Source organism: Clostridium sp. Marseille-P7770 (genome assembly GCF_902143525.1).
Classification (GTDB): Bacteria; Bacillota; Clostridia; order Lachnospirales; family Lachnospiraceae; genus Pilosibacter.
The window spans coordinates 185726-211391 of the sequence record NZ_CABFVC010000001.1 but is presented as its reverse complement, the minus strand read 5'-3'; the positions used below and the strand labels follow the sequence as shown (position 1 = coordinate 211391).

Genomic DNA, 25666 nt, shown 5'->3' with positions numbered 1-25666 from the left:
AATAACATGGGATTTCATGAACTGGAAGAAAATCTGATCGATATGGTGAAGGAGCAGCAGGCGAAGCTCGGGTTTCGCCCGGAGGTGATCCGGCTGTACTATCCGGTCTCAACGCTGAATCACTTTTTCGGGACAGATGATACCCCGGAACGGATGGAAGAGCGGCTTCAGGAGCTTGGAGTCCACACGAAGGATACGCTTGGAGCTGTTCAGGTGACCGCAAAAGGGGACCGGTTCTGTATTAAGATCCCGGAAGAGGGCAGTGTGTTCGTCCATGAACAGATGAAAGGACGGGAGTTTATCCAGGACCTTGTAGAACTTGTCGGGAGACATGGATGCAGCCTTGATGAGATCCGGGAGCTTTTCCTCAAATGGTCGGAACATGCCGTGTTTGAAGAAATTGAGGACGGCGATTTCGACTGGGCGTTCCACTTTGCGGATGGCATCCCGGATCGGTATTATTACTGTTTTAAGGATGAGGGATGCCATCTGATCTACCACCGGTTCCTGCCGGAGGATTATGAGGAGCTGCTGTAAATGGAAGACCGGTAATTTCATTGCCGATGGAGTTTACAATTCCAGCGTCGCTGCGATTTTTTTCAATGTCTCCGCAGACGCCCGGAGCTTTTCGGCTTCTTCTGCATTTAACGCGATTGGAACATGCGTCTCGATGCCGGTTAATCCCACGATGGCCGGCATGCTGAGGGAGATGCCGTCGATCCCGTACTCCCCGTGCATCATGGAGGAAACCGGGAGAATGGACCGCTCGTTGCGGATGATGCATTCGCAGATCCGTTTGACGCTCATGGCGATCCCGTAGTAGGTTGCCTGTTTTTTGGAGATGATGTCATAAGCGCTGTTTTTTACGTCCTCCGCGATCCGGTCCATAGCGTGGTCATGGTCGAAATGGCCGCGCATCTCGCAGAAGGTGTTTAACGGGATCCCGGAGACGTTGGTGCTGCTCCATGCGGCGATCTCGCTGTCTCCGTGCTCTCCGATGATGAAGGAATGGACGCTGCGGCTGTCGACACCGAGATGTTCCCCGAGCGCGTATTTTAACCGCGCCGTGTCGAGCACGGTTCCGGAACCGATGACGCGGTTTTCCGGGAAGCCGGAGAGCTTTAACGCCGCGTAGGTCAGGATGTCGACCGGATTGGACACGATGAGGAGGATTCCCTCAAAGCCGCGCTTTGCGATCTCGGGGATGATCGTTTTGTAGATCGCGACATTTTTGTGGACGAGGTCCAGGCGCGTCTCATTCGGTTTCTGGTTCGCTCCGGCGGTGACGATGATGATCGCGGAATCGGCGATGTCATCGTAAGTTCCGGCATAGATCTTCATCTGACCGGCAAACGGGATTCCGTGGGCGATGTCCTTCGCCTCCCCATCGGCTTTGTCGTGGTTGACGTCCAAAAGGACGAGTTCGGAAAAGAGGCGGCTCTGCATCAGGGTGAATGCGGTGGCAGATCCGACGAAGCCGCATCCGATGACGGCTGCTTTTCTTGGGTTGATGGTCTGTTTCATAAAGGATCCCTCCTGTTAGCTCAGAATCGTGCGGAGATGTTCCGCGTGGAAGATGGTTTCAGTTTTTCCTTCCTGCATGTTCAGTATAGTATAACCGGAAATGAAAAACCGTTGTATTTACAACGAAAAAACCAGAAAATTCCAGAAAAACCGGAACTCTTTATGTTGGAGAATGCTGCATTAGAAGATAAGTGGTAAATGTTCAGTAGGTCTGCGCATTTACTGCGCTGACCGTAAGAAAACATAGGCGGGTAGGCAAAAATCCCATTGCCGCAGGCAGTTTTTCATGGATTTTTGCTCGTGACTGTGAAGGTACTGAACAGTTACGATAAGTGTGAAAAAAGTCATGTTCCCCATCCGAAAAATAGGTGGGAACATGACTTTTTATGTAACAGCGACGTTCTGTTCTGATTTTTCTTATTTCTGCTTTTTCTTCGGATTTTCCGGAAACCATCCTTTCTTTACCCGCTCTTCCTGCTCAAATAATTCCTTGATGCTCCAGATGCAGGTGATCCCGAAAACAGCGATCAGCACGCTGATGATCATATTTGAGATCAGGAGAGAGGCGAGCAGGGAAAAAATCCCGATCCCCGCGAACACAGGCCAGACCTGTTTTCCAAAGTAATATTCTGTCTTGATGACGATCACATGAAAACTGCCGATCAGAAGAAACGTTCCGATCGCAGCGATCAGTCCGGTCCAGTTCATAAAAATTCCTTTCTGTGAATCCTTGTTTTATTATGGTCAGCGCAGAACTACTGAACAGTTACTATCTAATGTTCATAGCTTCCCGTTGTGATCGTATACTCGCCTTCGCCCTGGACAAACACGGTGCCGTCGGTTCCGATAATCGAAACGCTCTTTCCGTCAGCACCCGTGATGGAACCTTTGCAGATCAGGGAGGAGACTGTGCTGTTTCCGGTCACGGTCCATGCGGAGAGGGCATCGATCGTTACGTCACAGGTCCCGTTTCCGCCGTTTGTCTCGTCCTGAAGGATCGAGCCGGTCAGGATCGTTCCGTTCGTGAGGTTCAGCTTCAGATTGCTGATGCTGTCCCAGAGGATCGCACCGCTCATTTCCTGCTCATCTGCGGTGAAGGTGCAGTCAGCGCCGTTCTTTCCACTCTCGCCCCAGCCGCGCTTGTTGGCATTGCCGGTACACTTTAAGAAAAAGTCATTGGATGGAGAGTAGGTGATGTCCACATGTTTCAGATAGAAGGAACTCTCAGTGTTTGTCGTGTAGAACAGACCGCCGTTTAAGGAAGTCAGGCTGCCGCCCTCCATCGAAAAGTTACTCTCGCCGACCTCGGAATCGCCGGACATGCTCTGGTAGAGGATCACGGTCCAGTCGCAGTCATTCTGCTCATTTTCCGGGATGTTTCCGGAGAGTGTGCAGTTTTTGAGGGACAGGGAGTTTAAACCTTCGATGCAGACCGCCTCGGAATTTTCCGCGGAGAGCGCTGCATCACTGACGGTAATGTCCGCAGTACAGTAGACAGCCGGGGAACCGGTTCCCTTTGACGTGTAGGTTCCACCGTTTATGGTCATGGTCCCGCCGCCGCGGTCGCTCCGGATCGCTGCGGAAGATTCGCCGTTTGTCTCAACAGTGAGGTTGGAAGCGGTGAGAGTTCCGCCGCCGGCGACGTGGATCCCTCCGGAGGTGTCCTGCTTTGTGGTGATCGTGGTGTCGGATACGGAGACATTGCCGTTGCCGTAGCTGAAGACGCCTGCACCGCCTTTCGCGTCGGTGGTGATCGTGCCGCCGGTGAGTGTCAGGGCTCCGTCTGTGGCAAGGGCAGCGGCGCCGGTGCCGTAGAAGCTGGAGTTGTCGCCGCCGGTGCTGTCGGTGGAGGTGCGGTCGATCGTGAAGTTATTTAAAGTGACAGACGCACCGCTGGTCACAAGAACTGCACTTTCATCCTTTCCGATGGAAGCGTAGGTCTGGTCGCTTTCCTCTTTATCTTCAGAAAAGCTGGAGACAGCATCGTAGGATTCCGGTGCGGAATTCTGTCCGCCCGGACCTCCCGGGCCGCCAGGACCGCCTTCTCCGTCTGGAGGAGCCTGTTTTCCGTCCATATTTCCCGGAGTACCATCCGGCGGATTTCCTGGCCTGTCAGAATTTTCTCCCGGAGCTCCATCCGGTTTATCAGCCGGAGCGGAATCGGAAGCTTCTGTCACCTGTGCGGTAGTATCAGCGGCGGGATCAGCGGCTTTCTGTCCGCATCCGCCGACCATAAGGGTCCCTGCAAGAAGCATGCAGAAGAGTGCCTGTTTTTTCATGAGAATCAGATCCTTTCTGGAATGAAGTATATAAAGAAGTATACGAATTAAGTTTGTTAAAACTGTGAAATACACAGACTTTTCACATGGCGGAATTTGCCGAGTGTTCATGAGGTGGCGATGCGTGCCTGCACGAAGCAATCGGTTGTCAAGGACAAACGCATCCGACGCGAGAAGATGTCAGGGTTCCGGTCTCGTCAATGTCTCGAGAGCTCCCAGAACGCCACCGCACTCGCCGCTGCGACATTTAAGGAGTCAACGCCATGCGCCATCGGGATCATGACCGTGTAGTCACAGCCATCGATCGTGGCGGAGGCGAGACCGTCGCCCTCGGTTCCGAGGATCACTGCGAGCTTTTCTTCTGAGAGAAGTCCGGGATCATCGATAGAGACGGAATCTTCCTTTAATGCCATGGCGGCAGTCTTGTATCCCATGGCTTTGAGGTGTGTAAGTCCGCCTGCGGAGAGATCGGCCTCTTTCGGAAAATAAGTCCACGGGATCTGGAAAACGGTTCCCATGCTGACTCTGGCGGCTCTCCGGTAAAATGGGTCACTGCAGCCGGAGGAGAGCAGGACGGCGTCCATGCCGAGCGCTGCGGCTGAGCGGAAGATGGCGCCGATATTTGTTGGATTTACAACATTTTCGAGCACGGCAATCCGGTGTTTTTCCTTACAGATCTCCTCCACAGAAGGCATCGGCTTCCGTTTCATGGCGCAGAGAAGTCCGCGTGTCAGTGCGAAGCCGGTGAGATTTGTGAGAAGAGAGGCAGCTGCGGTATAAACGGGAAGGTCCGGGTAATCGGAAAAAAGTTCCGGGATCCATGGATCCGTCTGCCGGTCCTCGATCAGGACGGAGACAGGTTCGTATCCGGCATTCAGGGCGCGGCGGATCACATTCGGGCTTTCCGCAATGAAGATCCCGGGGGCCGGTTCGTTGATATGATAAAGCTGGGACTCGGAATAGCGGGAAAAGAGGTCGAGTTCCGGCAGATTAAGGTCGGTGATCGTTATGATTGCTGGCATAAAATCTCCTTTTTGGTTCAGTCTGTTTCTTCTTTTAAGCAGATCAGGTTGCTGACATACGGGCGTTTCCCGGAAAGCACCTCATCGTAAAAATTCTGCTTCCAGTCGATATAGTCGATGCTGTTCTCCAGCTCCCGGATGGATTCGCGCAGCATTTCCTGCTTTCTGGAAAGCATTTCCTTCCGTTTCATGATCGTGCTTTCGCCCTGAAGACAGAGGGCAAGATATTCCTTCATTTCCTGAATGCTCATCCCGCATTTTTTCAGGCAGATCAGGTCTTTGATCCATTTTACATCATGTTCATCGAAAATACGGCGGTTGTTGCTGTCACGTTTTACGTTGGCAGATACCGAAAGCCATTGACCGGTTGTTACAATCGGAATATATAATCGGTAGTATCAACCGGATTATAGCATGAGAGACCCGAAAAGACAAGGACCGGTTCGGCAGGCCGCTGGTTCCTGTCCGCGCATTGCGCAAACATGTGTTATGATATTCGGGCTGAATCTCCTGCTTGCAGGAATCATGAAAGGACGAAAAAGAGCAAAATGAAACTGAACAGAGTGAAACAGATCAGTATAGTCATGGCGGCCGCAGATGTCGTGGATAACGGACTGTCTGTTTCGAGAAACAGCGTTCCGAAGGCGCAGGAAATACCTTCACTTGACAAGCAGGTACCTGCATGATACGATTATATTAGTTACAACGTGTCACTTAAACGACGAATGTCCGTGAATGGCGGATATTCCCTGGTCCTGCGGGGAGGAAAAAGATGGATTTTTTCAGAAAAAGCACGGTAAAGAAAAATGCGGATCAGAAAGGAAATCTGACGGAAGGACCGATCGCGAAGAGGCTTTTTACGTTTATGATCCCGATCTTTCTCGGTCAGCTTCTGCAGCAGCTCTACAACATGGCGGACGCCTGGGTCGTCGGGAACTTTGCGAGCAATGACGCATTCGCGGCGGTCAGCCTGTCCGGAAATGTGACGATGTCGGTGATCACGCTCTTCGGCGGGATCGCGATCGGCGGCGGAGTCGTGATCTCAAAATACTTTGGAGCACAGGACGAGGAGAACCTGCAGCGGGCAGTCCACACGAACTTCCTTCTGGGGATCGTGTTTTCCATTCTCGCGACGATCATCGGTCAGGTGTTTGTCCCGATCCTGCTTGGCTGGCTTCACACGCCGGACAGCGTAATGACGGAGGCGCGACTGTACTTTGGAATCTATTTTGCCGGCGTCTCCACGGTCATCATGTACAACATCTGCATGAACATCATGCGGGCGGTCGGGGACAGCGTACATCCACTCTATTACCTGATCTTTTCCTCCGTGGTGAACATGATCCTGGATCTCATTTTTGTCGCCGGATTCAAATGGAGCGCAGCCGGAGCCGCGGTTGCGACCGTGATCGCGCAGGGACTCAGCGTTCTTTTATGCCTGTCACGTATGGTAAAGGACGGCGGGGCGGCGACGATCCATTGGAAGGAACTGCGCTTCCATAAAGAAATGATCCGCCAGGTCATCGTCCAGGGACTTCCGACGGGGCTCCAGAACTCGGTCATCAGCATCGGAAATCTCGTCGTCCAGTCAAATATCAATACATTCGGCGCATTCGCGATCTCCGGACAGGGTGCCTTTGCGAAGCTTGAGGGGATCGCGTTTCTCCCGATCATGAGCATGTCCATGGCGCTCACGACCTTTGTGAGCCAAAATCTTGGAGCCGGGAGAGCAGACCGGGCAAAAAAAGGCTCCGCCATCGGCCTTGCGTTCGGCATGGTGATGGCAGAGCTTGTGGGAATCTGTCTTTTTATCTGGATCCCGATCCTTCTTAGGATCTTTGTCGATGCACCGGAAGCGATCCGCTTCGGAACGATCCATGGAAGAACGGTTGCACTGTTCTTTTTCCTTCTGGCATTTTCCAACTGCGCGTCCGGCGTCCTCCGCGGAGCCGGAAAATCAGTGGTCCCGATGTTCACGATGCTCATCTGCTGGTGCGGGATCCGCGTTCTCTACGTGACGATCGCACTCCGGATCATTCCGGTATTCCGGACGATCTCATCGGCTTACCCGCTGACATGGAGCTTAAGCTCGATCATTTTTATCGTATTCTTGCTTCGGATGGACTGGGAAAAACAGATTTAAATCTCTTTTCCGCGTTCATTGATCACAAGTGCCATAAATTCTAACGGTTCATCAAACGGATTTTTGATGGCATGGCTCTGACCAACCTCGATCACACAGACATCGCCCGGGTGGATCTCGGTCTCTGTGTGGTCGTTGTCCTCAAAGATCCCCTTTCCTTTGATCACATAGTACGGCTCGGTATTTTCTACATGCTGGTGGAAACCGATGCTGCCGTGCGGCGGGATGATCACGTGTGCGTACATGGATGCATGTCCCATGAGCTCGTCCTTGCTTAAAAGATGACGGATCTCGACGGTGCCTTCACCGCCTCTTAAATTCGGTACAAATGCGACTTCTGTTTTTCTGACCATAGTGGAAACCTCCCTGAAATATTTCAATAAAAATCTGCCGGGCAGCCATCTTTGCGGGATTGGTCTGCCTAAAATATTGACAAATTTATTATACTGCATATTTAGAAAAAGAAAAATCTGATTTTATATTTTTCGCAACCCGGCAATATGTTTATATATGCCTGAATAGTATGGCCGCTGTAGGTGTTCTTGCATTTTCCATTTGGGTTCAAAACATGAGAAAATATATTTTTTACATTTAAGATCAAAATGCTGGGATACAAGAGAAAAATACCAGGAATGCCCCCTGAGTGAACGAGATTCAGAGGGCATTTTGGCGGTGATTTCAGACAGATGATCGGCTTACCCAAGTGTATGGAAGAAATCCACCGTCTTATTCACTTTCTTCATCAGATGATCAAACATCTCCGGTGTCAGGGACTGGGCGCCATCACAGAGGGCTTTTTCAGGATTGTTGTGGACCTCGATCATGAGACCGTCAGCTCCGGCTGCGATCGCTGCCATAGCGAGCGGCTCGACCATGAAACGGATCCCGGCTGCATGGCTCGGGTCGATGATGACCGGAAGGTGAGTTTTCTTCTTTAACATCGGAACGGCGGAGATATCAAGCGTATTTCTGTAGGAAGTCTCGAAAGTACGGATCCCGCGCTCACAGAGGATGACCTTTTCATTTCCACCTGCCATGATGTACTCGGCACTCATCAAGAGCTCGTCCAGAGTGTTGGCAAGTCCGCGCTTTAAGAGAATCGGCTTGTCGATCTTTCCAAGAACCTTTAAGAGCTCGAAGTTCTGCATATTTCTCGCACCGACCTGGATGACATCCACATCATCGAAGAGCGGGAGATGCTCAGCGCTCATGATCTCTGTGACGACCGGGAGACCTGTGGCTTTTTTTGCCTCGAGGAGAAGATCAAGACCGTGCTCATGAAGCCCCTGGAATGCGTACGGGGAAGTTCTCGGCTTGAAAGCACCGCCGCGGAGAAGAGTAGCGCCGGAGCGTTTCACATCCTCAGCGACCTTTGTGATCTGTTCCTTCATCTCGATCGAACACGGTCCGGCGATCACCTGGAAATTGCCGCCGCCGATCTTTCTGCCGCAGATATCGATCACGGTGTCATCCGGGTGCATGGAGCGGTTTGCCTTTTTGTACGGCTCGCGGATCCGGCGGACATCCTCAACGACATCGTTGGCGCGCAGCCAGTCCTCATGGATCATACTCGTATCACCGATCAGTCCGATCAGGGAAGCTTCGGTTCCCTCAGAGAGATGAAGCTTGAAGCCCTGGTTGACAAGTTCGGTCTTTAAAGATTCTACTTTCTGTTTATTGGCGTCTTTCTTTAAGATAATGATCATGATTGTTTTCTCCTTTTTCTGTTAAAATAAAAAATCCGATGTCTGCTGCAATCGCAAACACCGGCTCCACGTTTTCGTTACGTTTCCTCAGGCCCTTTGACCTTCGATCGGAGAGGGTTGTTTTTTGCAGCAGAAACAGTCCGCGCCGTAATAATAGCCCGGAAAATAATAAAAAGAATAGGATGCAAAAAGATTCATCATCTGGTTCTTCATATCTGCTGTTCTCCTCTCTGAAGATTGACCGCCGGATCGATTCTTTCCGGCTGCTGAAGTTATCATAGCGCTGTCAGATGCATTTGTCAATAGAAAAATTCAATAAGTTGAAGTTTTACGCTTTTATGTGATAAAATATACAAAAGAATGAAATAATAAAGGCTAAAAAATAAAGAAGAGCAGAAGAATGATCAGAACAAAAAAGATCCAGACAGCAGTGGGGATAGAAGACTAGTTGTGAATTTGTAAGTACGATACAAGGACGTAAAAGGTCAGGATTACAGAAGACGGGAATATCACGAAAAATCCCCGGCGCAGCCATGTGCTCATGACTATGCGGGGATTTCCAGCCGATCAAAATCTCTATATCCTATTCCAGTGATACCGTAGTCGCAATGATCTCCACGCACCGCTCGATCCCGAGAGTACCGCTGTTTAAGCAGAGATCATAATTCTTCGGCTTGCCCCACTCATTGCCGCTGTAGTACTGATAGTAGTCGCGGCGCTTCGCGTCGATGGCACGGATCCGGCTTTCCAGCTTCTTCACATCCTCATCCGGTTCCTTTTCAAGCGCCAGGATGCGCTCCACACGCTTTTTGAGACCGGAGGAGATAAATACCCGGAAAGCATCCTCAACGATCACGTCAGAACATCTTCCGATGATGACACAAGGTCCCTCGTTCGCAAGCTGGCGGATGATCTTCGACTGGATCACAAAAAGCTGATCGGAAACCGGGATCTCATAGGCAGGAGAGAAAGGATCGACCGTTGCGAGATCATCATAGTTGATCCGCTTCTGTCTGGCGATCACCTCATCGTTTGCGTGAAAAAGATCCTCAGAGATATTGCTGTCCTCGGCCGCCATAGCGATCAGTTCCTTATCGTAAACAGGAATCCCAAATTTCTTTGCGAGGCAGACGCCGATCTCGCGTCCGCCGCTGCCGAATTCACGGCTGATAGTGATGACTTTGCTCATAATATCTTCCTCCCCTGTACAAGTTGCTATTATCCTTAATTCTGCACAGTTTCAGTGCTGTCTGTAAAGAGTATACCATAAAATCGCCAAAAAGTTACACAAAATTTTCCAGTTTATAGAACTGCAAGAAAATATAAAACAGGATCAACGCGTCCCGCTTTCGCCACTATGATTCAACATAAAAAAATTACGGCCCACGCAACGCGCAGACCGTAACAATAGATCCCTTCAATTACTCACTCAGATAAGCTTTCTTCACCTGATCATTATTCATCATATCCTTCGCATCCCCACTCAAAACGATCTTCCCCGTCTCAAGCACATACGCCTTATTCGCGATCGAAAGCGCCTTCTTCGCATTCTGCTCGACCAGGAGAACCGTTACACCGTCGCGGTTGATACTCTGGATAATGTCAAACACCTCATTCACATAGATCGGAGACAGACCCATCGACGGCTCGTCAAGAACGATCAGCTTCGGGTGGCTCATGAGAGCGCGGCCCATGGCGAGCATCTGCTGCTCACCGCCGGAGAGAGTACCGGCTGGCTGGTTCACACGCTCCTTCAGACGCGGGAAACGCTCGTAGATCATGTTCAACGTCGCTTCCATCTCCGCCTTGTCCTTTCTCGTATAAGCGCCCAGCTTTAAATTCTGGAGAACGGAGAGCGTGGAGAACACGCGGCGCCCCTCCGGAACATGGGCGATGCCCATGCTGACAAGCTTGTAGCCCGGGACTCTTGTGATATCGGTTCCCTCATAGATGATATGTCCGGAACGGGCACTTAAAAGTCCTGTTACCGTGTGCAGCGTAGTCGTCTTACCGGCACCGTTGGCACCGATCAGAGCAACGATCTCTCCCTGGTTTACATCGAAGGAGATTCCCTTTAAAGCCTGGATCACGCCATAATAGACTTCCAGATCTCTTACTTCCAGCATTGCCATAATCTGTTTCTCCTCCTATTCATCACCGAGATATGCCTTGATAACATCCGGATTGCTTAAAACTTCCTGCGTAGGACCTGTGCAGAGAACCTGACCGAAGTTTAACACGGTGAGGCGCTCACAGATGCCGCTGACGAGTTTCATATCGTGTTCGATCAGGAGAATGGTCATTCCGAAATGGTCGCGGACGAAGCGGATCGTCTCCATCAGCTCCGCGGTCTCGTTCGGGTTCATGCCGGCCGCCGGCTCATCGAGAAGAAGAAGCTTCGGCTCCGTTGCGAGCGCACGGGCGATCTCAAGCTTTCTCTGTTTACCGTAAGGAAGGTTGGATGCCTTGAAATCACACTCATTGTCGAGCCCGAACACCTTTAAGAGCTCCATGGCTTCCTCATCCATCTCTTTTTCGACCTTATAATAGCGCGGGAGCCGGAGAATTCCCTCGATCGTGGAGTAGGTGTGGTGATTGTGAAGTCCTGCCTTTACATTGTCAAGAACGGAGAGGTCCTTGAAGAGACGGATGTTCTGGAAAGTACGGGCAATTCCGGCCTTGTTGATGTCGGTCGTGGACTTTCCGGTAAGGTTCTGACCGTCTAAGAGGATCGTTCCCGTATCCGGCTTATAAACACCGGTCAGAAGGTTGAAGATCGTGGTCTTGCCGGCACCGTTCGGTCCGATGAGACCGTAGAGCTGGCCCTTTTCGATATTGATCGCAAAATTGTTGACAGCCTTTAAGCCGCCGAAGGAGATGCTCAGTCCCTTTACACTTAACATGTCTGACATTTTAAGCTTCCCCCTTTCCGGAATGTGTGGTATGTGATGCAAATCCGCCGAAAATCCGTTTGCGGAGCGTGATGAACTGCGGAGCAGAGTTGAAGAGCATCGCAAGGATCAGGACGATCGCGTAGATCAGCATACGGTAGTTGTTTAAGCCTCTTAAAAGCTCCGGGAGCAGATAGAGGATGACGGTGGAGATCACCGATCCGCGGATGCTTCCGATTCCGCCGAGAACGACGTATACAAGGATCATGATGGACATGTTGTAGCCGAAGTTCTTCGGGAGAGCAGTCAGTGTGGTCAGGTTGTGGGCGTAGAGAACGCCGGCAACGCCTGCTAAAGCTGCGGAGATGCTGAATGCGAGCAGCTTATATTTCGTGATGTTGATTCCGATGGACTCAGCAGCGATGCGGTTGTCACGGATGGACATGATCGCGCGGCCCGTTCTGGAATTTACAAGGTTCATGACGATCACGAGAGTGATCAGGACCAGGATGATACCGATCGTAAAGGTTGCGGCCTGCGGAGTTCCGGTGATTCCCTGCGGTCCCTTGATGAGGACTTCACCGCCGTCTTTTAAGCCGAGGGACATGGAGTCCTTAAAGGAAATGTGGAAACCATCTGCGTCCCGTCCAAGGAATATGGCGTTGATGAGGTTCTTGATGATCTCACCGAATGCCAGGGTAACGATCGCGAGATAGTCACCGCGCAGACGTAAAACCGGGATACCGATCAGGATACCGCAGACAGCTGCAACGGCAGCGCCGATAAAAATCGCGATCACAAGGCTTACAGTCGGATTTAAGGTTCCCTTCATGCATTTGGAGAAGAGGGCACCGGCGAATGCACCGACGCACATGAATCCCGCATGTCCAAGGCTTAATTCACCGAGGATTCCGACGGTAAGGTTTAAGGATACTGCCATGATCACATAGATACAGAACGGGACGAGAAGTCCCTTTAAAAGGCTGGATACATGTCCGGTGTTCATGAGGATCTCCATGATGAGCCAGGCAGCGGCCACCATTCCGAGGGTGATCATATTGTTGACGAATGTTTTCTTTTTTGCTGTACTTTTCATGTCGATCACCTACACTTTCTCGTTCAGTTTCTTGCCCAGGATACCGGTCGGACGTACTAAAAGGACGATGATCAGTACGGAGAACACGATCGCATCGGAAAGCTGGGAAGAGATATACGCTTTTGACAGGATCTCAATAATTCCGAGCAGGACTCCGCCGATCAGGGCGCCCGGGATGGAACCGATCCCGCCGAAAACTGCGGCTACGAAAGCCTTGATACCAGGCATGGATCCTGTGTACGGGGTCAGGGACGGGTAAGCGGAGCAGAGCAGCACGCCTGCGATCGCAGCGAGAGCAGAACCGATCGCGAATGTTAAGGCGATCGTACCGTTTACGTTTACACCCATTAAGGTTGCAGCGCCGCGGTCCTCAGAGACAGCGAGCATTGCCTGACCTGCTTTTGTCTTGTTGATAAATGCGGTAAGTCCGATCATGATGACGATACAGGAGAGGATCGTAACGGTCGTCTCTCCGGTGATCGTGATGGCTCCGTCTGCGAGCTTGATCGCCGGGAATGTCACAACGGATGTAAAGGACTTTGTGTCGGCTCCGAATAAGAGGAGAGCGACGTTCTGTAATAAGTAGCTGACACCGATCGCCGTGATCAGGACGGACAGCGGGGAGGCGTCACGCAGTGGTTTGTAGGCAACGCGCTCGATGACGATACCGAGGAGCGTGCACACGACAACGGCCAGGAGCACGCTTAAGAAAGTCGGCATTCCCAGGTAGCGCGTTGTGATAAATACGGTATAGCTTCCGACCATGATGATATCTCCATGGGCGAAGTTCAGCATTTTGGCAATTCCGTAGACCATGGTGTATCCGAGTGCGATGATCGCGTAGACACTGCCAAGGCTGATTCCATTGATTAAATAGTTGATAAAACCCATCATAACTTTTACACCTCGGTATCTTTTCCGGCGGGTTTTCGCCGGGTTCTTGCGGTCTATAATAGGAACGTACAGACCGGATGGACAGTTGCGGGCGGGATCCTGCTGACGGATTTTTGCCCCCGACAGCAAATTTTATGTTCATAATACCATAAGCCCCTGAAAGAAACAAGAGGATTGCCGAAGCGACAATCCTCCTAATTCTGTCATTGTTACGGTTCACAAGATGTGTCCGGTAACATCATTCTTTCATGTCTGATTACATCGCCTGGTAAGCGCCGTCTACAACCTTGACAGCCTTCGGTGCCTTGTGCGGCTCGCCGTCTTCTGTCCATGTCATGTTCTCACCTGTAAGACCGTTTACAGTGATCTTTAACATTGCTTCTTTCATCTTGTCGCATGTATCGCTTACAGAAGTCTCCGGTGTGATGCCAGCTTCCTCAGCAGCAGCTTTGATCGCATAGATCGCATCGTATGCATCAGCAGCGAACTGGATCGGTGTCTCGCCGTATTTCTCTTTGTAAGCAGTTACGAACTTCTGTGTGAGCTCGTCGTCAGCATCTGCTGCGAACGGTGTTAAGAGCATTAAGCCCTCAGCAAGCTTTGTATCGAAGTTGTCAACCTGAAGGATACCGTCCATACCGTCACATCCGAAGAATTTCGGAGCGTAACCCATAGTGTTTGCCTGGTTGAGGATCAGGGATGCCTCTGTGTAGTAGATCGGAAGGAATACAAGGTCAGCGCCTGCATCCTTTGCTTTCTGAAGCTGTGTGGAGAAGTCCTTGTTGGAATCAGCTGTGAATGCCTCAGCAGCAACGATATCAAGACCATGGTTTGCAGCCTCGGAAGCGAACTTCTCGTAGATACCGCTGGAATATACATCGGAGCTGTCGTAGATCACTGCGATCTTATCAGCAAGCTTGTTCTCAGCAATGTAGGTTGCGGATGCAGCACCCTGATCCGGGTCAGAGAAGCATACGCGGAATACGTTCGGGTTCTGTGCACACTCAACGGAAGAACCGGACGGTGTGATCTGGAACATATTGTCAGCCATTGTCTTGTCAGCGACTGCTACGCACGGAGCGGATGTTACAGTACCCATGAGGACCTGCATGCCCCAGTCTTTTAATGTATTGTAGGCATTGACGGATTTCTCGGCGTCGTGCTCGTCATCCTGGAAATTAAATTCGATCTGGTATCCGTTGATACCGCCGTCAGCGTTGATCTCGTCGACTGCGATCTGTGCGCCGTTCTTAACTGCGAGACCGTATACGGCAGCTGCACCTGTAACCGGGCCGATACCACCGATCTTGAATACTTCACCGGAAGCTGCTGTGCTCTCTCCGGCAGCGGCTGTTGTCGCGTCAGCTGCTGCAGCTGTTGTTGTTTCTGTTGTGGAAGAAGAGCTTCCACATGCTGTTAAAGATGCTGCCATTGCCATTGCAAGGCCAAGGCTTAAAAATCTTTTTTTCATAATGTTTCCTCCTCTGGAACTTGTTATCATGATAACCATTCACTGCTTTGCCAATTTGAAGTGGAACGGTTAAAGATTATTTTGAATTATAGGGAGTTTACTTCAAAATGTCAAGCTAATTAAAATTTTAACGGGGAAAAACACGTATTTTTTACGGGTTTATAGCATTTTGGGGAGAAAAACGCTGGATTTATTCAGAGTTGCGGAATAAAACAAGGCTTGTTTTACTGGACGGAAAGAAGCCGGTATTCCGCATTTCAAAGCGGCAGAATCCGCAGCTTCCGTTTGGAAATATTCTGTCCGTAAAAAATAGCGGACGTGTCAGACGATGTGTCTCTGTGATTGACAAAATGCGCGGGAATCGGTAAAATCTGAGTAACTGGGCGAACGAAGATCCTGGCCATCCGAACCGGCCGGAAAGGAGAGTATTATGACGCTTACGCAGTTAAAATATGTGATCACGATCGCAGACACCGGTTCCATGAACGAAGCGGCGAAGCTCCTGTTTATTTCCCAGCCGAGTCTCTCGCTGGCGTTAAAGGAGCTGGAACATGAGATCGGAACGGAGCTTTTTAAGAGAAGCAACCGCGGCGTTGTCCTGACCCCGGAAGGACAGGAGTTCCTGGGCTATGCCAGGCAGGTCACGGAACAGTATAAGCTGATGGAGTCCCGCTATATCGAAAAGAAGAACGTGAAGAAAAAATTCGGCGTTTCCATGCAGCATTATACGTTCGCGGTGAATGCGTTCATTGAGATGGTCAAGCAGTTCGGCATGGATGAATACGAATTTGCGGTGCGGGAGGAAAAGACTTACGAGGTCATCGAGGATGTGAAGACATTCCGCAGTGAGATCGGTATTCTTTATTTAAATGACTTTAACCGGAAAGTCCTCACGAAGCTGTTTGATGAGTCAGATCTGGAATTCTGTCCGCTGATGGACTGCGGGATCTATGTCTATCTCTGGAAAGGTCATCCGCTGGCCGGTCAGGACGAGATCACGATCGAGGAACTTCAGGAATATCCGTGTCTCTCCTTTGAACAGGGAAATTATAATTCCTTCTATTTTGCCGAGGAAGTCCTCAGCACCTACAGCTATAAACGGCTGATCCGTGCAAATGACCGTGCGACCCTGTTAAACCTGATGGTGGGCTTAAACGGATATACGCTCTGTTCCGGGATCCTCTGCGACAACCTGAACGGATCGGATTACCTTGCCGTCAAGTTAAAGTCGGATGAGGTCATGACGATCGGATATCTGAAGAGAAAAGGAATCGCGCTAAGCCCGTTGGGACAGAAATATCTGGAGGAGATCCGAAAATTTGAGGGAATGTGACGGATCAAAATAGCAATAGGAAAAACCTATAGCCAGGCACATAGCGAATATATTGGACGAGGGCAGATACCAGGTGGTATGCTGATAAGCATCCGAAAAAGAACGGATAAAAGGCAGATTATAACGGAAGCAATAGATTAACCTGTAGTTATAAGTGACTTAACTGTCGGTTATATGGTCTATTATAATAAGGAAGAAACTCGTTCAAAACCGGAAAAGATCCTCGGAAACAGTGCAGAGAAGATCCAGGAAATATGAAAAAACAGTGAAGGAACCGATCAGAAAATGCAGACAGACAGAAAAGAAGCGCTCCGCTATCTGGGGCTTGGAAAACATGAACCGGATCCGGAGACGGAGCGGCTTTTAGAGGAATGTATCCGGGAAGCAGAGAGTGCGGCAGATTTCAGACATCTGATCCGGGAGTATCCGCTGATCATGGAAGATGATGGGACGATCAATGGCGGATGTTTTCGGGTGAAGAGTGAAAATTTAAGAAAAAACCTGGCTGGCTGTGATTCCGTGCTGGTGATGGCGGTCACTGTCGGCGCACAGGTGGACAGACTTCTGGCCAGGTACGGGAAACTTTCCGTGGCAAAAGCGGTGGTCATGCAGGCTGCCGCCGCTGCGATGGTGGAAGCTTACTGCAATGAGATGAATGCCGGGTGGAAAAAGGAATATCTGGAAAAAGGCCTCTATCTCAGACCGAGATTTTCGCCGGGATACGGAGATTTTCCGCTGTCGGCGCAAAAAGAGATCCTTGACGGCCTGGAGGCGGGAAAAAGGATCGGGATCACTCTGACAGAGGGATATCTTATGATGCCGTCAAAATCGGTGACGGCGGTGATCGGTGTGAGCAGGACACCGGCAGCATGTACGATCGAAGGATGTGAAGGGTGCGGGAAAAAGGACTGCGCGTTCCGGAGATGTCAGGATTGAGATACAGAAAATAAAAAATGATGGAAAATTACGAGCTGATCTGGTCAGGATCCGGATCAGAGACGATAGGAGAGAACCATGAATATTCTGGAACTGATGAAAGAGAGACGAATTTATTTTGACGGAGGAATGGGAAGTCTTCTGCAGGCGAGAGGACTGCAGCCCGGGGAACTTCCGGAGACATGGAATCTTTCCAAACCGGAGATCATCGAGGAGATCCACAGGGAATACCTGGAAGCAGGCTCTGATGTGGTGACGACCAATACCTTCGGTGCGAACCATTTTAAATTCAAGGCCGAGGATGGATATTCGGTGCAGGATATCGTTGCGGCAGCGGTGGGAAATGCGAAGCGCGCGATCAAAGCCTGCGGACACGGATACGCGGCGCTTGACATGGGACCGACCGGAAAGCTCTTAAAGCCGTACGGAGATCTCGAGTTTGAGGATGCCTATGAGGCATATAAAGAGGTGGTCATCGCCGGAAAAGAGGCGGGAGCCGACCTAGTGATCATCGAGACGATGGGAGACGGCTACGAGTTAAAGGCAGCAGTCCTGGCAGCAAAAGAAAACAGCAATCTCCCGGTCTTTGCGACGATCACCCTTGATGAAAAGGGAAAAATGCTGACCGGAGGAAATGTGGAGTCCGTGACGGCGCTTTTGGAAGGTCTCGGCGCCGATGTGATCGGATTAAACTGCGGACTTGGACCGATCCAGCTTCTTCCGTTTTTAAAAGATATGGTACGTGTTTCCTCCACACCGATCCTTGTAAACCCGAACGCGGGACTCCCGAGAAGTGAGGGCGGAAAGACTGTCTACGATATCAATGCGGACGAGTTTGCCGAGGCGATGAAGGAGATGGCACGGAACGGGGCGACGGTCCTCGGAGGCTGCTGCGGAACGACGCCGGAGCACATTCACAAGACAAAACTTGTCTGCGACGCGATCCCGGTCTGTGAGATCACAGATAAAGGACGGACCGTGATCTCCTCCTACTCCCATGCGGTGACGTTCGGCGGCCGCCCGATCCTGATCGGAGAGCGGATCAATCCGACCGGAAAGCCGAAATTCAAGCAGGCATTAAAGGATAAGGACCTGACATACATCCTCTCCATGGGTGTTGCCCAGCAGGAGAGCCGCGCCGATGTTCTCGACGTCAACGTGGGACTTCCGGGGATCGATGAACCGCAGATGATGGTGGATGTCGTGAAGGAGCTTCAGGGCGTTCTGGACCTGCCGCTGCAGATTGATACTTCCGATCCGGTGGCGATGGAGCGGGCGCTCAGGATCTACAACGGAAAACCGCTGATCAACTCGGTAAACGGAAAGAAAGAGGTCATGGAACAGATCTTCCCGCTCGTGAAGCATTACGGCGGTGTTGTCGTTGCCCTGGCACTCGATGAGGACGGGATCCCGGAGACTGCGGACGGACGAATTGCGGTCGCGAAGAAGATCTACGAGACGGCGGCATCCTACGGGATCCCGAAGAAGGACATTCTCGTGGACTGCCTCTGCATGGCGGTTAGCTCCGATAAAAACGGGGCGCTTACAACCCTGGAAACTGTGCGGAGAGTCCGGGACGAGCTGGGCGGAAAGACGGTTCTCGGCGTTTCCAACGTGTCATTCGGACTTCCGATGCGCGAAAATATCAATGCGTCATTTTTCCTTCTCGCAATGCAGAATGGGCTTTCTGCAGGGATCGTGAACCCGAATCTGGAAGCGATGATGCAGGTTTACGACAGTTTCCTGGTGCTGACGGCGCAGGATGAGAACTGTGTGGGATATGTGGGGATCTACGGTCCGAAGGAAGCGGAGAAAAAGAGACAGAAGGAGATCTTGAAGGCAGCGGCTGTGAACCAGGCGGCAGGCGTGAGCGGGACTGCGGGCGCCGGAAGTGCGGCAGGTTCCGGAACTGCATCCGGGGCAGGCGCAGCGGATACGGGCTCTGCGTTAAAGAAGAGTATCATAAAGGGAATGTCCCAGGCGGCGGCTGACGCGGCGAGACTTGCCCTGAAGGATACGGATGCGCTCGAACTCATCAACACGGACATGATCCCGGCTCTCGACGAGGTCGGAAAGGGATTCGAGGCCGGAACGGTGTTCCTTCCGCAGCTTCTGATGAGTGCGGAGGCTGCGAAGGCGGCGTTTGCTGTCGTGAAGGAGTCCATGGAGGCGAGCGGAGAGGTCCAGGAGAAGAAGGGAAAGGTGATCCTGGCGACGGTGAAGGGGGATATCCATGATATTGGGAAGAATATCGTGAAGGTCCTTCTGGAAAATTATAGTTTTGATGTGATCGATCTTGGAAGAGATGTTCCGCCGGAGACGGTCGTGGAAGAGGCGATCAGGGAGCACGTGCCGGTGGTCGGACTCAGTGCTCTTATGACGACAACGGTTCCGTCGATGGAGGAGACGATCAAGGCGCTGAGGAAGGATGCGCCCTGGGTGAAGGTCATGGTCGGAGGTGCGGTTCTGACGCAGGAGTATGCGGATGCGATCGGGGCGGATGCGTATTGCAAGGATGCGATGGCGTCGGTGAATTTTGCGACGAGTGTGATCGGGAAATAAGAGATCAGAGCGTGATATAGTTGTGACTGCCGGGTTCTTTGGAGAGCCTGGCAGTTGTTTTTTCGGGAGAGAGTGTGTTGGCGAGAGTGGGGCGGAGAGCTTCCGGTCAGGAGTGCGGTGGGATCCTTCCCCGTATTCATGCACTCCTGCCCGGCAGCTCTCCGCTGCAGGCGCAAGGAGTGCGCCGTTGCTGCGCTCGGCGCGGATTGTGCAAAAAAGTGTGCAGAAGTATGGATTTTTCTACCGTGATACGGTATAATGATAGTTACTGTATCAGTCTGCGGTATTGTTTGGCTGTTTTGGTGCGGCGAATGGGATGATCGCAGACTCGCACGCTAATAAAGGAGAAGATCAGATGAAAAAGATTCTGGATATCATCACGGAAGAGATGAGAAAAGCTTTTGCGGCGAATGGTTATGACGAGAATTTTGCGAAAGTGACGTTGTCTAACCGCCCGGACCTTTGCGAGTATCAGTGCAATGGTGCGATGGCAGCTGCAAAGACATATAAAAAGAAACCGATCGATATCGCGAACGGTGTTGTGGAGCAGTTAAAGGACAGCAAGGTGTTTGAAGAGGTGAATGCCGTTATGCCGGGATTCATCAATTTAAAGGTAGATGCTTCTTTTCTTTCTGACTATATGAACGGAATGAAGGATGCGAAGAAGCTTGGTATGGATGAGGTCGAGAAGCCGGAGACGATCATTATCGACTATGGCGGAGCGAATGTTGCGAAACCGCTTCATGTCGGTCATCTTCGTTCTGCGGTGATCGGTGAGGCGTTAAAGCGCATGGGACGTTTTGTCGGCCACAAGGTGATCGGTGATGTTCATCTCGGTGACTGGGGGCTTCAGATGGGACTTATCATCGAGGAGTTAAAGGACAGAAAGCCGGAGCTTCCGTATTTTGATCCGAATTTTACAGGGGAGTATCCGGAGGAGGCACCGTTTACGATCTCTGAGCTTGAGGAGATTTACCCGGCGGCGAGCGGAAAGTCCAAGGTGGATGAGGCGTTCAAGGAGCGTGCGCAGGAGGCAACTTTCAAGCTTCAGAGTGGATATGCGCCGTATCGTGCGATCTGGAAGCACATCATGAATGTGTCTTTAAAGGATTTGAAGAGAAACTATGCAAATCTCGATGTTGATTTTGATCTCTGGAAAGGGGAGAGCGACGCGCAGCCGTATATCCCGGGACTGATCAAGGATCTTCAGGATAAGGGACTTGCTTACGAGAGCCAGGGTGCTCTTGTTGTCGATATCGCGGAGCCGACCGATACGAAGGAGCTTCCGCCGTGTATCGTGAGAAAATCCGACGGAGCCGCTCTCTATGCGACTTCTGACCTTGCAACGATCGTTGAGAGAGAGGAAGATTTCAAGCCGGATCACTATATCTATGTTGTGGACAAGCGCCAGGAGCTTCATTTTACCCAGGTGTTCCGTGTTGCGAAGAAGGCGGGGATCGTTCCGGCAGACCGGAAGATGGATTTTGTCGGTTTCGGAACGATGAACGGAAAGGACGGAAAGCCGTTTAAGACGAGAGAGGGCGGCGTTATGCGTCTGGAGAACCTGATCGCGGATATCGATGAGGCTGCTTACAACCGTATTATGGAAAACCGTACCGTCTCCGAGGATGAGGCGAAGAAGACAGCTGAGATCGTTGGTCTTGCCGCTTTAAAATATGGGGATCTCTCCAACCAGGCGACAAAGGATTATGTCTTCGATATCGACCGGTTTACTTCTTTCGAGGGAAATACAGGTCCGTATATCCTGTACACGATCGCGCGAATCAATTCGATCTTAAAGAAATATCAGGATACCTGTGAGAATACAGAGAACGGTGAGATCCTTCCGCCGTCCGCAGAGCCGGAGAAGACCTTAATGCTCGCACTCTCCAGATACAGTGACGTGATGCTCACCTGTTTTGAGGAACTTGCACCGCATAAGATCTGTGCTTACATCTACGAGCTCTCCAACGCATTAAACCACTTCTATCACGAGACAAAGATCATCGCCGAGGAAGATAAGAAGAAACAGGCCGGATATATCAGCCTTGTTACATTAACCCGCAATGTTCTTATGACCTGCATCAACGTCCTGGGATTTGACGCGCCGGAACGGATGTGATGAAATAAGCCCGTCAAGCGGCTGTGCAGACGGGAAAGCTTGCTTGCCCGGATGTGCAGACATTTGACGGGCAAACATACATGAGCAAGTAGGCCGACAGGCCGGATTGCGAATGTATGTTGAGATTGTGGGAGCGCGAAGCGCGGAACAATCTCATTTCATACACTGGTGAGACGCCAAGGGGAAGCTTGCTTCCCAAGATGCACAGACATTTGACAGGTAAAACTTCATGAGCAAGTAGGCCGTGAGGCCGGATTGCGAATGAAGTTTGAGATCGTGGGAGCGCGAAGCGCGGAGCGATCTGGTTTCGTAGGATATTTTATTAAAAAACCTGGGGGACAAATCGATATGGAAGTAACGGAGCTTACCGCCGAAACCTTCTGGAAAGGCGAAACAGAGATCAGAGGAACCGTCATGGACGGGGAAGATGAATACCGTGTCCGTATCCTGCGCAAGGGTAGTCAGAATTTTGACTACTCTTGTTCGCATATCAGTAAAACAGGAAGAAATCTTGGATTTTGCGGAGTCTCCTGCACACAGGGACCGGACGGGATCCCGATGTGCCCGCATGCCCATGCCCTGCTCGCGGAGTGGATCCGCAGGGAGAGCAGAGAGTCAAAACATCCGGTCTCCACTTCACAGAAGGTCCGCTTTATGGTCCGGGAATACACAAACCGTGAGGTGAGCCGGATCATGGGGGCCTCCGAGGAAGGACATTACCGTCTGGTCCCGATCGTCGCGATCTCGCGGGAACAGGTGAAGGTCCGCTTCACGGTGGGACGGGAGAAACAGTACCCGGTGAAGGATCTGACCGCCTTCGCGAAAGCGATGGAAAACATGAGTCTTGTCCAGTACGGAAAAGGACTGGCTTTCCACCACAGTCTCCAGGCTTTTGATGAGGAGAGCCGTGCGCTGGCGCTTCTCATCATGGAGCGTGTCGGATTTTTCCGGGAACAGTACCGCGGAAGCGGAAGATTTTCCATGGAGGCGGAGCCGGCGTTAAAGGAGCTGATCCTCGGAAAAGCCGGGAGAGAGCGCTTCTTTGCGATCATGGAAGGTCAGACCATCGAGTGCGAGGACTACCGGAAGAAAAAACGGATGCTCACAGTAAAAAGGGAAAATCCGGTCTTTACCGCGGTAGTGAAAAAAGAGGGAAGAGACGGCATCAAAGTCACCGTGGACAAGGATATCATGGCCTTTTCCGGTGAAAAATCCCTGTTTATCGCAGATCAGGAGGCAATCTACTGCTGTGATGCGGACTACACGGAGTGCCTGACCGTATTTATGGAATACATGGTCATGGGACTGGACGCGGAGAACGAGGTCTCGGTCAACGACCGGGATATGCCGCTCTTTTACGAGCGTGTTCTGAGAAAACTGGAATCCTTCGGACTGATCCGCTCAGAAGGCGTGGATCTTGAGAGCTACCGCCCGAAAGAGTTGAAAGCCTCGTTCTATTTTGACAGTGACGCTGCCGGGACGGTCAATCTGCGCCCGGAGCTTGCATATGGAGATTTTTCCTTCCAACCGTTGGCAGATGAGAATGTTCCGAAAGAGATCTGCCGGGATGTTCCGGGAGAGTTCAAGGTGAGCCAGCTGATCACTACCTACTTTAAATATACGGAGGACGGTTCCGGAAACCTTGTGATCAAAAATGATGACGAGGCGGTATATCGTCTGATCTCTGAGGGAATGAAGAAGTTCATGGACACGGGTGACGTGTTCGTGTCCGAGTCCTTCAAGAAGATCCGCGTTCTCCCGCCGGTGAGCACATCTGTCCAGGTGAGAACGCTTGGAAGATGGCTGGAGCTTGAGGTGGATACCGGGGCACTTCCGAGGGAAGAGCTGGCGGCGGTCCTTGCGGCTTACGGGAAGAAAAAGAGCTTCTACCGGATGAAGAACGGCGACTTCCTGACACTCGGGGACGGCGGACTTCTCACGGTGGCAAAGATCGCGGAACAGCTGGGTGTCTCGAAAGAGCTGGTTGGTTCCGAGACGATCAAACTTCCGGCGTACCGCGCCATGTTCCTGGATGCGGCGTTAAAAGAGGATAAGAGTGTCAGTGTCTACCGGGACCAGCTGTTCAAGGCGGTGGTCCGCGGCATGAAAGACGTGGAAGACAGCGATTATGAGATCCCGGAGCGCCTCGCTTCAACGCTCCGCAGTTACCAGAAAGTCGGATACCGGTGGTTAAAGAGCCTGGATGCATATGGTTTCGGTGGAATTCTCGCAGATGAGATGGGTCTTGGAAAGACGATCCAGGTCATCGCCCTCCTGCTCGATGAGAAGGCGAAAAACGGCGGAGTTTCTCTTGTCGTGTGCCCGGCGTCCCTTGTATACAACTGGGAAAATGAGTTTGCCCAGTTTGCACCGGAACTTAAGATCATGACGGCGGCGGGAAACCAGGCCGAGCGCGAGGAGATGTTCGCAGCTTACGAGACAGAAAAGCCGGATGTGATCATCACCTCCTACGATCTTTTAAAGAGAGACATTCTCTGGTATCATGAAAAGGAGTTCCGCTTTGAGATCATCGATGAGGCGCAGTATATCAAGAATTCCTCCACACAGGCGGCGAAGTCTGTAAAGGCTGTTCCGGCAAGAACACGCTTTGCCCTGACGGGAACGCCGATCGAGAACCATCTCGGAGAGCTGTGGAGTATCTTTGATTTCCTGATGCCGGGATTTTTATTCACCTCGCAGAAATTTAAGCGGGCGTTTGAGATGCCGATCGTGAGAGACCAGGATCCGAATGCCCTGGCCCAGTTAAAGAAGCTCACAGGTCCGTTTATCCTGAGAAGATTAAAGAAAGACGTCTTAAAGGAACTTCCGGATAAGCTTGAGACGGTCCTGTATTCCAACATGGAAGGCGAGCAGAAGGATCTCTACACGGCGGCAGCCGCATCCTTAAAGGAACAGCTGATGGAGGGAACCGACGGGGACTACGGAAAAGAGAGGATGCAGATCCTCGCGGAACTCATGCGTCTGCGCCAGATCTGCTGTGAGCCGTCCCTGTGTTTTGAGGGATATAAAGGCGGCTCTGCGAAGCTTGACACCTGCATGGAACTGCTCTTGAACGGGACATCGGCGGGTCATAAGATCCTCTTATTCTCACAGTTCACGTCGATGCTCGAGATCATCGCAAAGCGTCTGAAAAAGGAGAAGATCCCGTTCTACCTGCTCACCGGTTCGACACCGAAGCGGGACCGCATGCAGATGGCATCTTCTTTCCAGAAGGACGATGTGATGGTGTTCCTGATCTCCCTGAAGGCAGGCGGAACAGGATTAAACCTGACAGCTGCGGATGTGGTGATCCATTACGATCCGTGGTGGAATGTGGCGGCGCAGAACCAGGCGACAGACCGTGCCCACAGGATCGGTCAGGAAAATCAGGTCTCCGTATTCAAACTCATCACAAAACATACGATCGAGGAGAACATCCTGAAGCTTCAGGAGATGAAGCGGGATCTCGCGGACACTGTGGTGACGGAGGGAACCGGAGCACTCAGCAGCATCACAAGGGAAGACCTGATCCGGATGCTGGACGAGGATGTATAGCTGCTTTCCGGCAGCAGGATCCTGCTGCAGTGTGCGGACAGGCATCTGTAACGAAATGCCAATGACATAAGAAAATCGACAGAAAAATTCAAAGTTTTTTCGGTGGATCTATGTTAGCATAGAGAGAGGAAA

At 51.4% G+C, this 25666-nt stretch carries 21 protein-coding genes; 8 read left to right on the top strand and 13 right to left on the bottom strand.

What is annotated here, in order from left to right; all coding sequences use genetic code 11:
• Positions 1-6 precede the first annotated feature (6 nt).
• Positions 7-537: a DUF3877 family protein gene (locus FN001_RS00955; RefSeq protein ID WP_118297035.1), complete on the top strand. Its 531-nt coding sequence runs from the start codon at positions 7-9 to the stop codon at positions 535-537.
• A gap of 33 nt (positions 538-570) precedes the next feature.
• On the opposite strand, the gene FN001_RS00950 is transcribed toward FN001_RS00955, so the two are convergent.
• The 5 genes from FN001_RS00950 to FN001_RS00930 all read right to left on the bottom strand — a co-directional run bounded on the left by FN001_RS00950 (position 571) and on the right by FN001_RS00930 (position 5202).
• Positions 571-1524, bottom strand: a complete 954-nt coding sequence (locus FN001_RS00950) for an L-lactate dehydrogenase (RefSeq protein WP_118297034.1) — start codon at positions 1522-1524, stop codon at positions 571-573.
• A 417-nt stretch (positions 1525-1941) separates the two neighbouring features.
• The gene (locus FN001_RS00945; protein ID WP_118297033.1) at positions 1942-2232 is read right to left on the bottom strand and encodes a DUF4491 family protein; all 291 of its coding nucleotides are present in this window, start codon (positions 2230-2232) and stop codon (positions 1942-1944) included.
• Between the two features lie 65 nt (positions 2233-2297).
• A complete protein-coding gene (locus tag FN001_RS00940) occupies positions 2298-3803 on the bottom strand; it encodes a hypothetical protein (RefSeq protein WP_142410530.1) in 1506 nt (501 codons plus the stop codon).
• Between the two features lie 197 nt (positions 3804-4000).
• Entirely contained in the window at positions 4001-4825 is an 825-nt protein-coding gene (locus FN001_RS00935) for a TrmH family RNA methyltransferase (RefSeq protein ID WP_142410529.1), read from the bottom strand.
• 17 nt (positions 4826-4842) lie between these two features.
• Positions 4843-5202, bottom strand: a complete 360-nt coding sequence (locus tag FN001_RS00930) for a MerR family transcriptional regulator (RefSeq protein ID WP_486463473.1) — start codon at positions 5200-5202, stop codon at positions 4843-4845.
• Between the two features lie 171 nt (positions 5203-5373).
• Between FN001_RS00930 and FN001_RS17910 the strand changes: the two genes are divergently transcribed.
• Both FN001_RS17910 and FN001_RS00925 read left to right on the top strand, forming a co-directional pair.
• Positions 5374-5511, top strand: coding sequence for a hypothetical protein (locus FN001_RS17910; RefSeq protein WP_185911800.1), 138 nt, complete (start codon positions 5374-5376; stop codon positions 5509-5511).
• A gap of 86 nt (positions 5512-5597) precedes the next feature.
• On the top strand, positions 5598-6968 hold the full coding sequence (locus FN001_RS00925) for an MATE family efflux transporter (RefSeq protein ID WP_142410527.1): 1371 nt from the start codon (positions 5598-5600) through the stop codon (positions 6966-6968).
• Here the strand turns inward: FN001_RS00925 and FN001_RS00920 are convergent.
• The 8 genes from FN001_RS00920 to FN001_RS00885 form a co-directional block, all read right to left on the bottom strand.
• Complete coding sequence (locus tag FN001_RS00920) at positions 6965-7321, bottom strand: cupin domain-containing protein (RefSeq protein ID WP_118297029.1); 357 nt, start codon at positions 7319-7321, stop codon at positions 6965-6967. The genes FN001_RS00925 and FN001_RS00920 overlap by 4 nt on opposite strands.
• Before the next feature lie 342 nt (positions 7322-7663).
• The gene (gene aroF / locus FN001_RS00915) at positions 7664-8674 is read right to left on the bottom strand and encodes a 3-deoxy-7-phosphoheptulonate synthase (protein WP_142410526.1); all 1011 of its coding nucleotides are present in this window, start codon (positions 8672-8674) and stop codon (positions 7664-7666) included.
• A gap of 583 nt (positions 8675-9257) precedes the next feature.
• Positions 9258-9863: a cytidylate kinase-like family protein gene (locus FN001_RS00910; RefSeq protein ID WP_142410525.1), complete on the bottom strand. Its 606-nt coding sequence runs from the start codon at positions 9861-9863 to the stop codon at positions 9258-9260.
• 232 nt (positions 9864-10095) lie between these two features.
• A complete protein-coding gene (locus FN001_RS00905) occupies positions 10096-10806 on the bottom strand; it encodes an ABC transporter ATP-binding protein (RefSeq protein ID WP_118514659.1) in 711 nt (236 codons plus the stop codon).
• A gap of 15 nt (positions 10807-10821) precedes the next feature.
• On the bottom strand, positions 10822-11586 hold the full coding sequence (locus tag FN001_RS00900) for an ABC transporter ATP-binding protein (RefSeq protein WP_185911799.1): 765 nt from the start codon (positions 11584-11586) through the stop codon (positions 10822-10824).
• 1 nt (position 11587) lies between these two features.
• Positions 11588-12661, bottom strand: a complete 1074-nt coding sequence (locus FN001_RS00895) for a branched-chain amino acid ABC transporter permease (protein ID WP_118297138.1) — start codon at positions 12659-12661, stop codon at positions 11588-11590.
• A 9-nt stretch (positions 12662-12670) separates the two neighbouring features.
• Positions 12671-13552: a branched-chain amino acid ABC transporter permease gene (locus FN001_RS00890; RefSeq protein WP_118533227.1), complete on the bottom strand. Its 882-nt coding sequence runs from the start codon at positions 13550-13552 to the stop codon at positions 12671-12673.
• A gap of 259 nt (positions 13553-13811) precedes the next feature.
• The gene (locus FN001_RS00885; protein ID WP_142410524.1) at positions 13812-15026 is read right to left on the bottom strand and encodes an ABC transporter substrate-binding protein; all 1215 of its coding nucleotides are present in this window, start codon (positions 15024-15026) and stop codon (positions 13812-13814) included.
• 430 nt (positions 15027-15456) lie between these two features.
• On the opposite strand from FN001_RS00885, the gene FN001_RS00880 reads away from it, so the two are divergent.
• The 5 genes from FN001_RS00880 to FN001_RS00860 all read left to right on the top strand — a co-directional run bounded on the left by FN001_RS00880 (position 15457) and on the right by FN001_RS00860 (position 25534).
• Positions 15457-16359 (top strand): LysR family transcriptional regulator, encoded by a 903-nt coding sequence (locus FN001_RS00880; protein ID WP_118297024.1) that lies wholly within the window; start codon positions 15457-15459, stop codon positions 16357-16359.
• A gap of 285 nt (positions 16360-16644) precedes the next feature.
• Positions 16645-17295 carry a vitamin B12 dependent-methionine synthase activation domain-containing protein gene (locus FN001_RS00875; protein WP_142410523.1) on the top strand — a complete coding sequence of 217 codons (651 nt, stop codon included), beginning with the start codon at positions 16645-16647 and terminating at the stop codon, positions 17293-17295.
• Between the two features lie 78 nt (positions 17296-17373).
• On the top strand, positions 17374-19857 hold the full coding sequence (locus FN001_RS00870; protein WP_142410522.1) for a homocysteine S-methyltransferase family protein: 2484 nt from the start codon (positions 17374-17376) through the stop codon (positions 19855-19857).
• Between the two features lie 355 nt (positions 19858-20212).
• A complete protein-coding gene (gene argS, locus FN001_RS00865; RefSeq protein ID WP_142410521.1) occupies positions 20213-21979 on the top strand; it encodes an arginine--tRNA ligase in 1767 nt (588 codons plus the stop codon).
• Positions 21980-22240: 261 nt separating this feature from the next.
• Positions 22241-25534, top strand: coding sequence for a DEAD/DEAH box helicase (locus FN001_RS00860; RefSeq protein WP_486463462.1), 3294 nt, complete (start codon positions 22241-22243; stop codon positions 25532-25534).
• Positions 25535-25666: the final 132 nt, after the last annotated feature.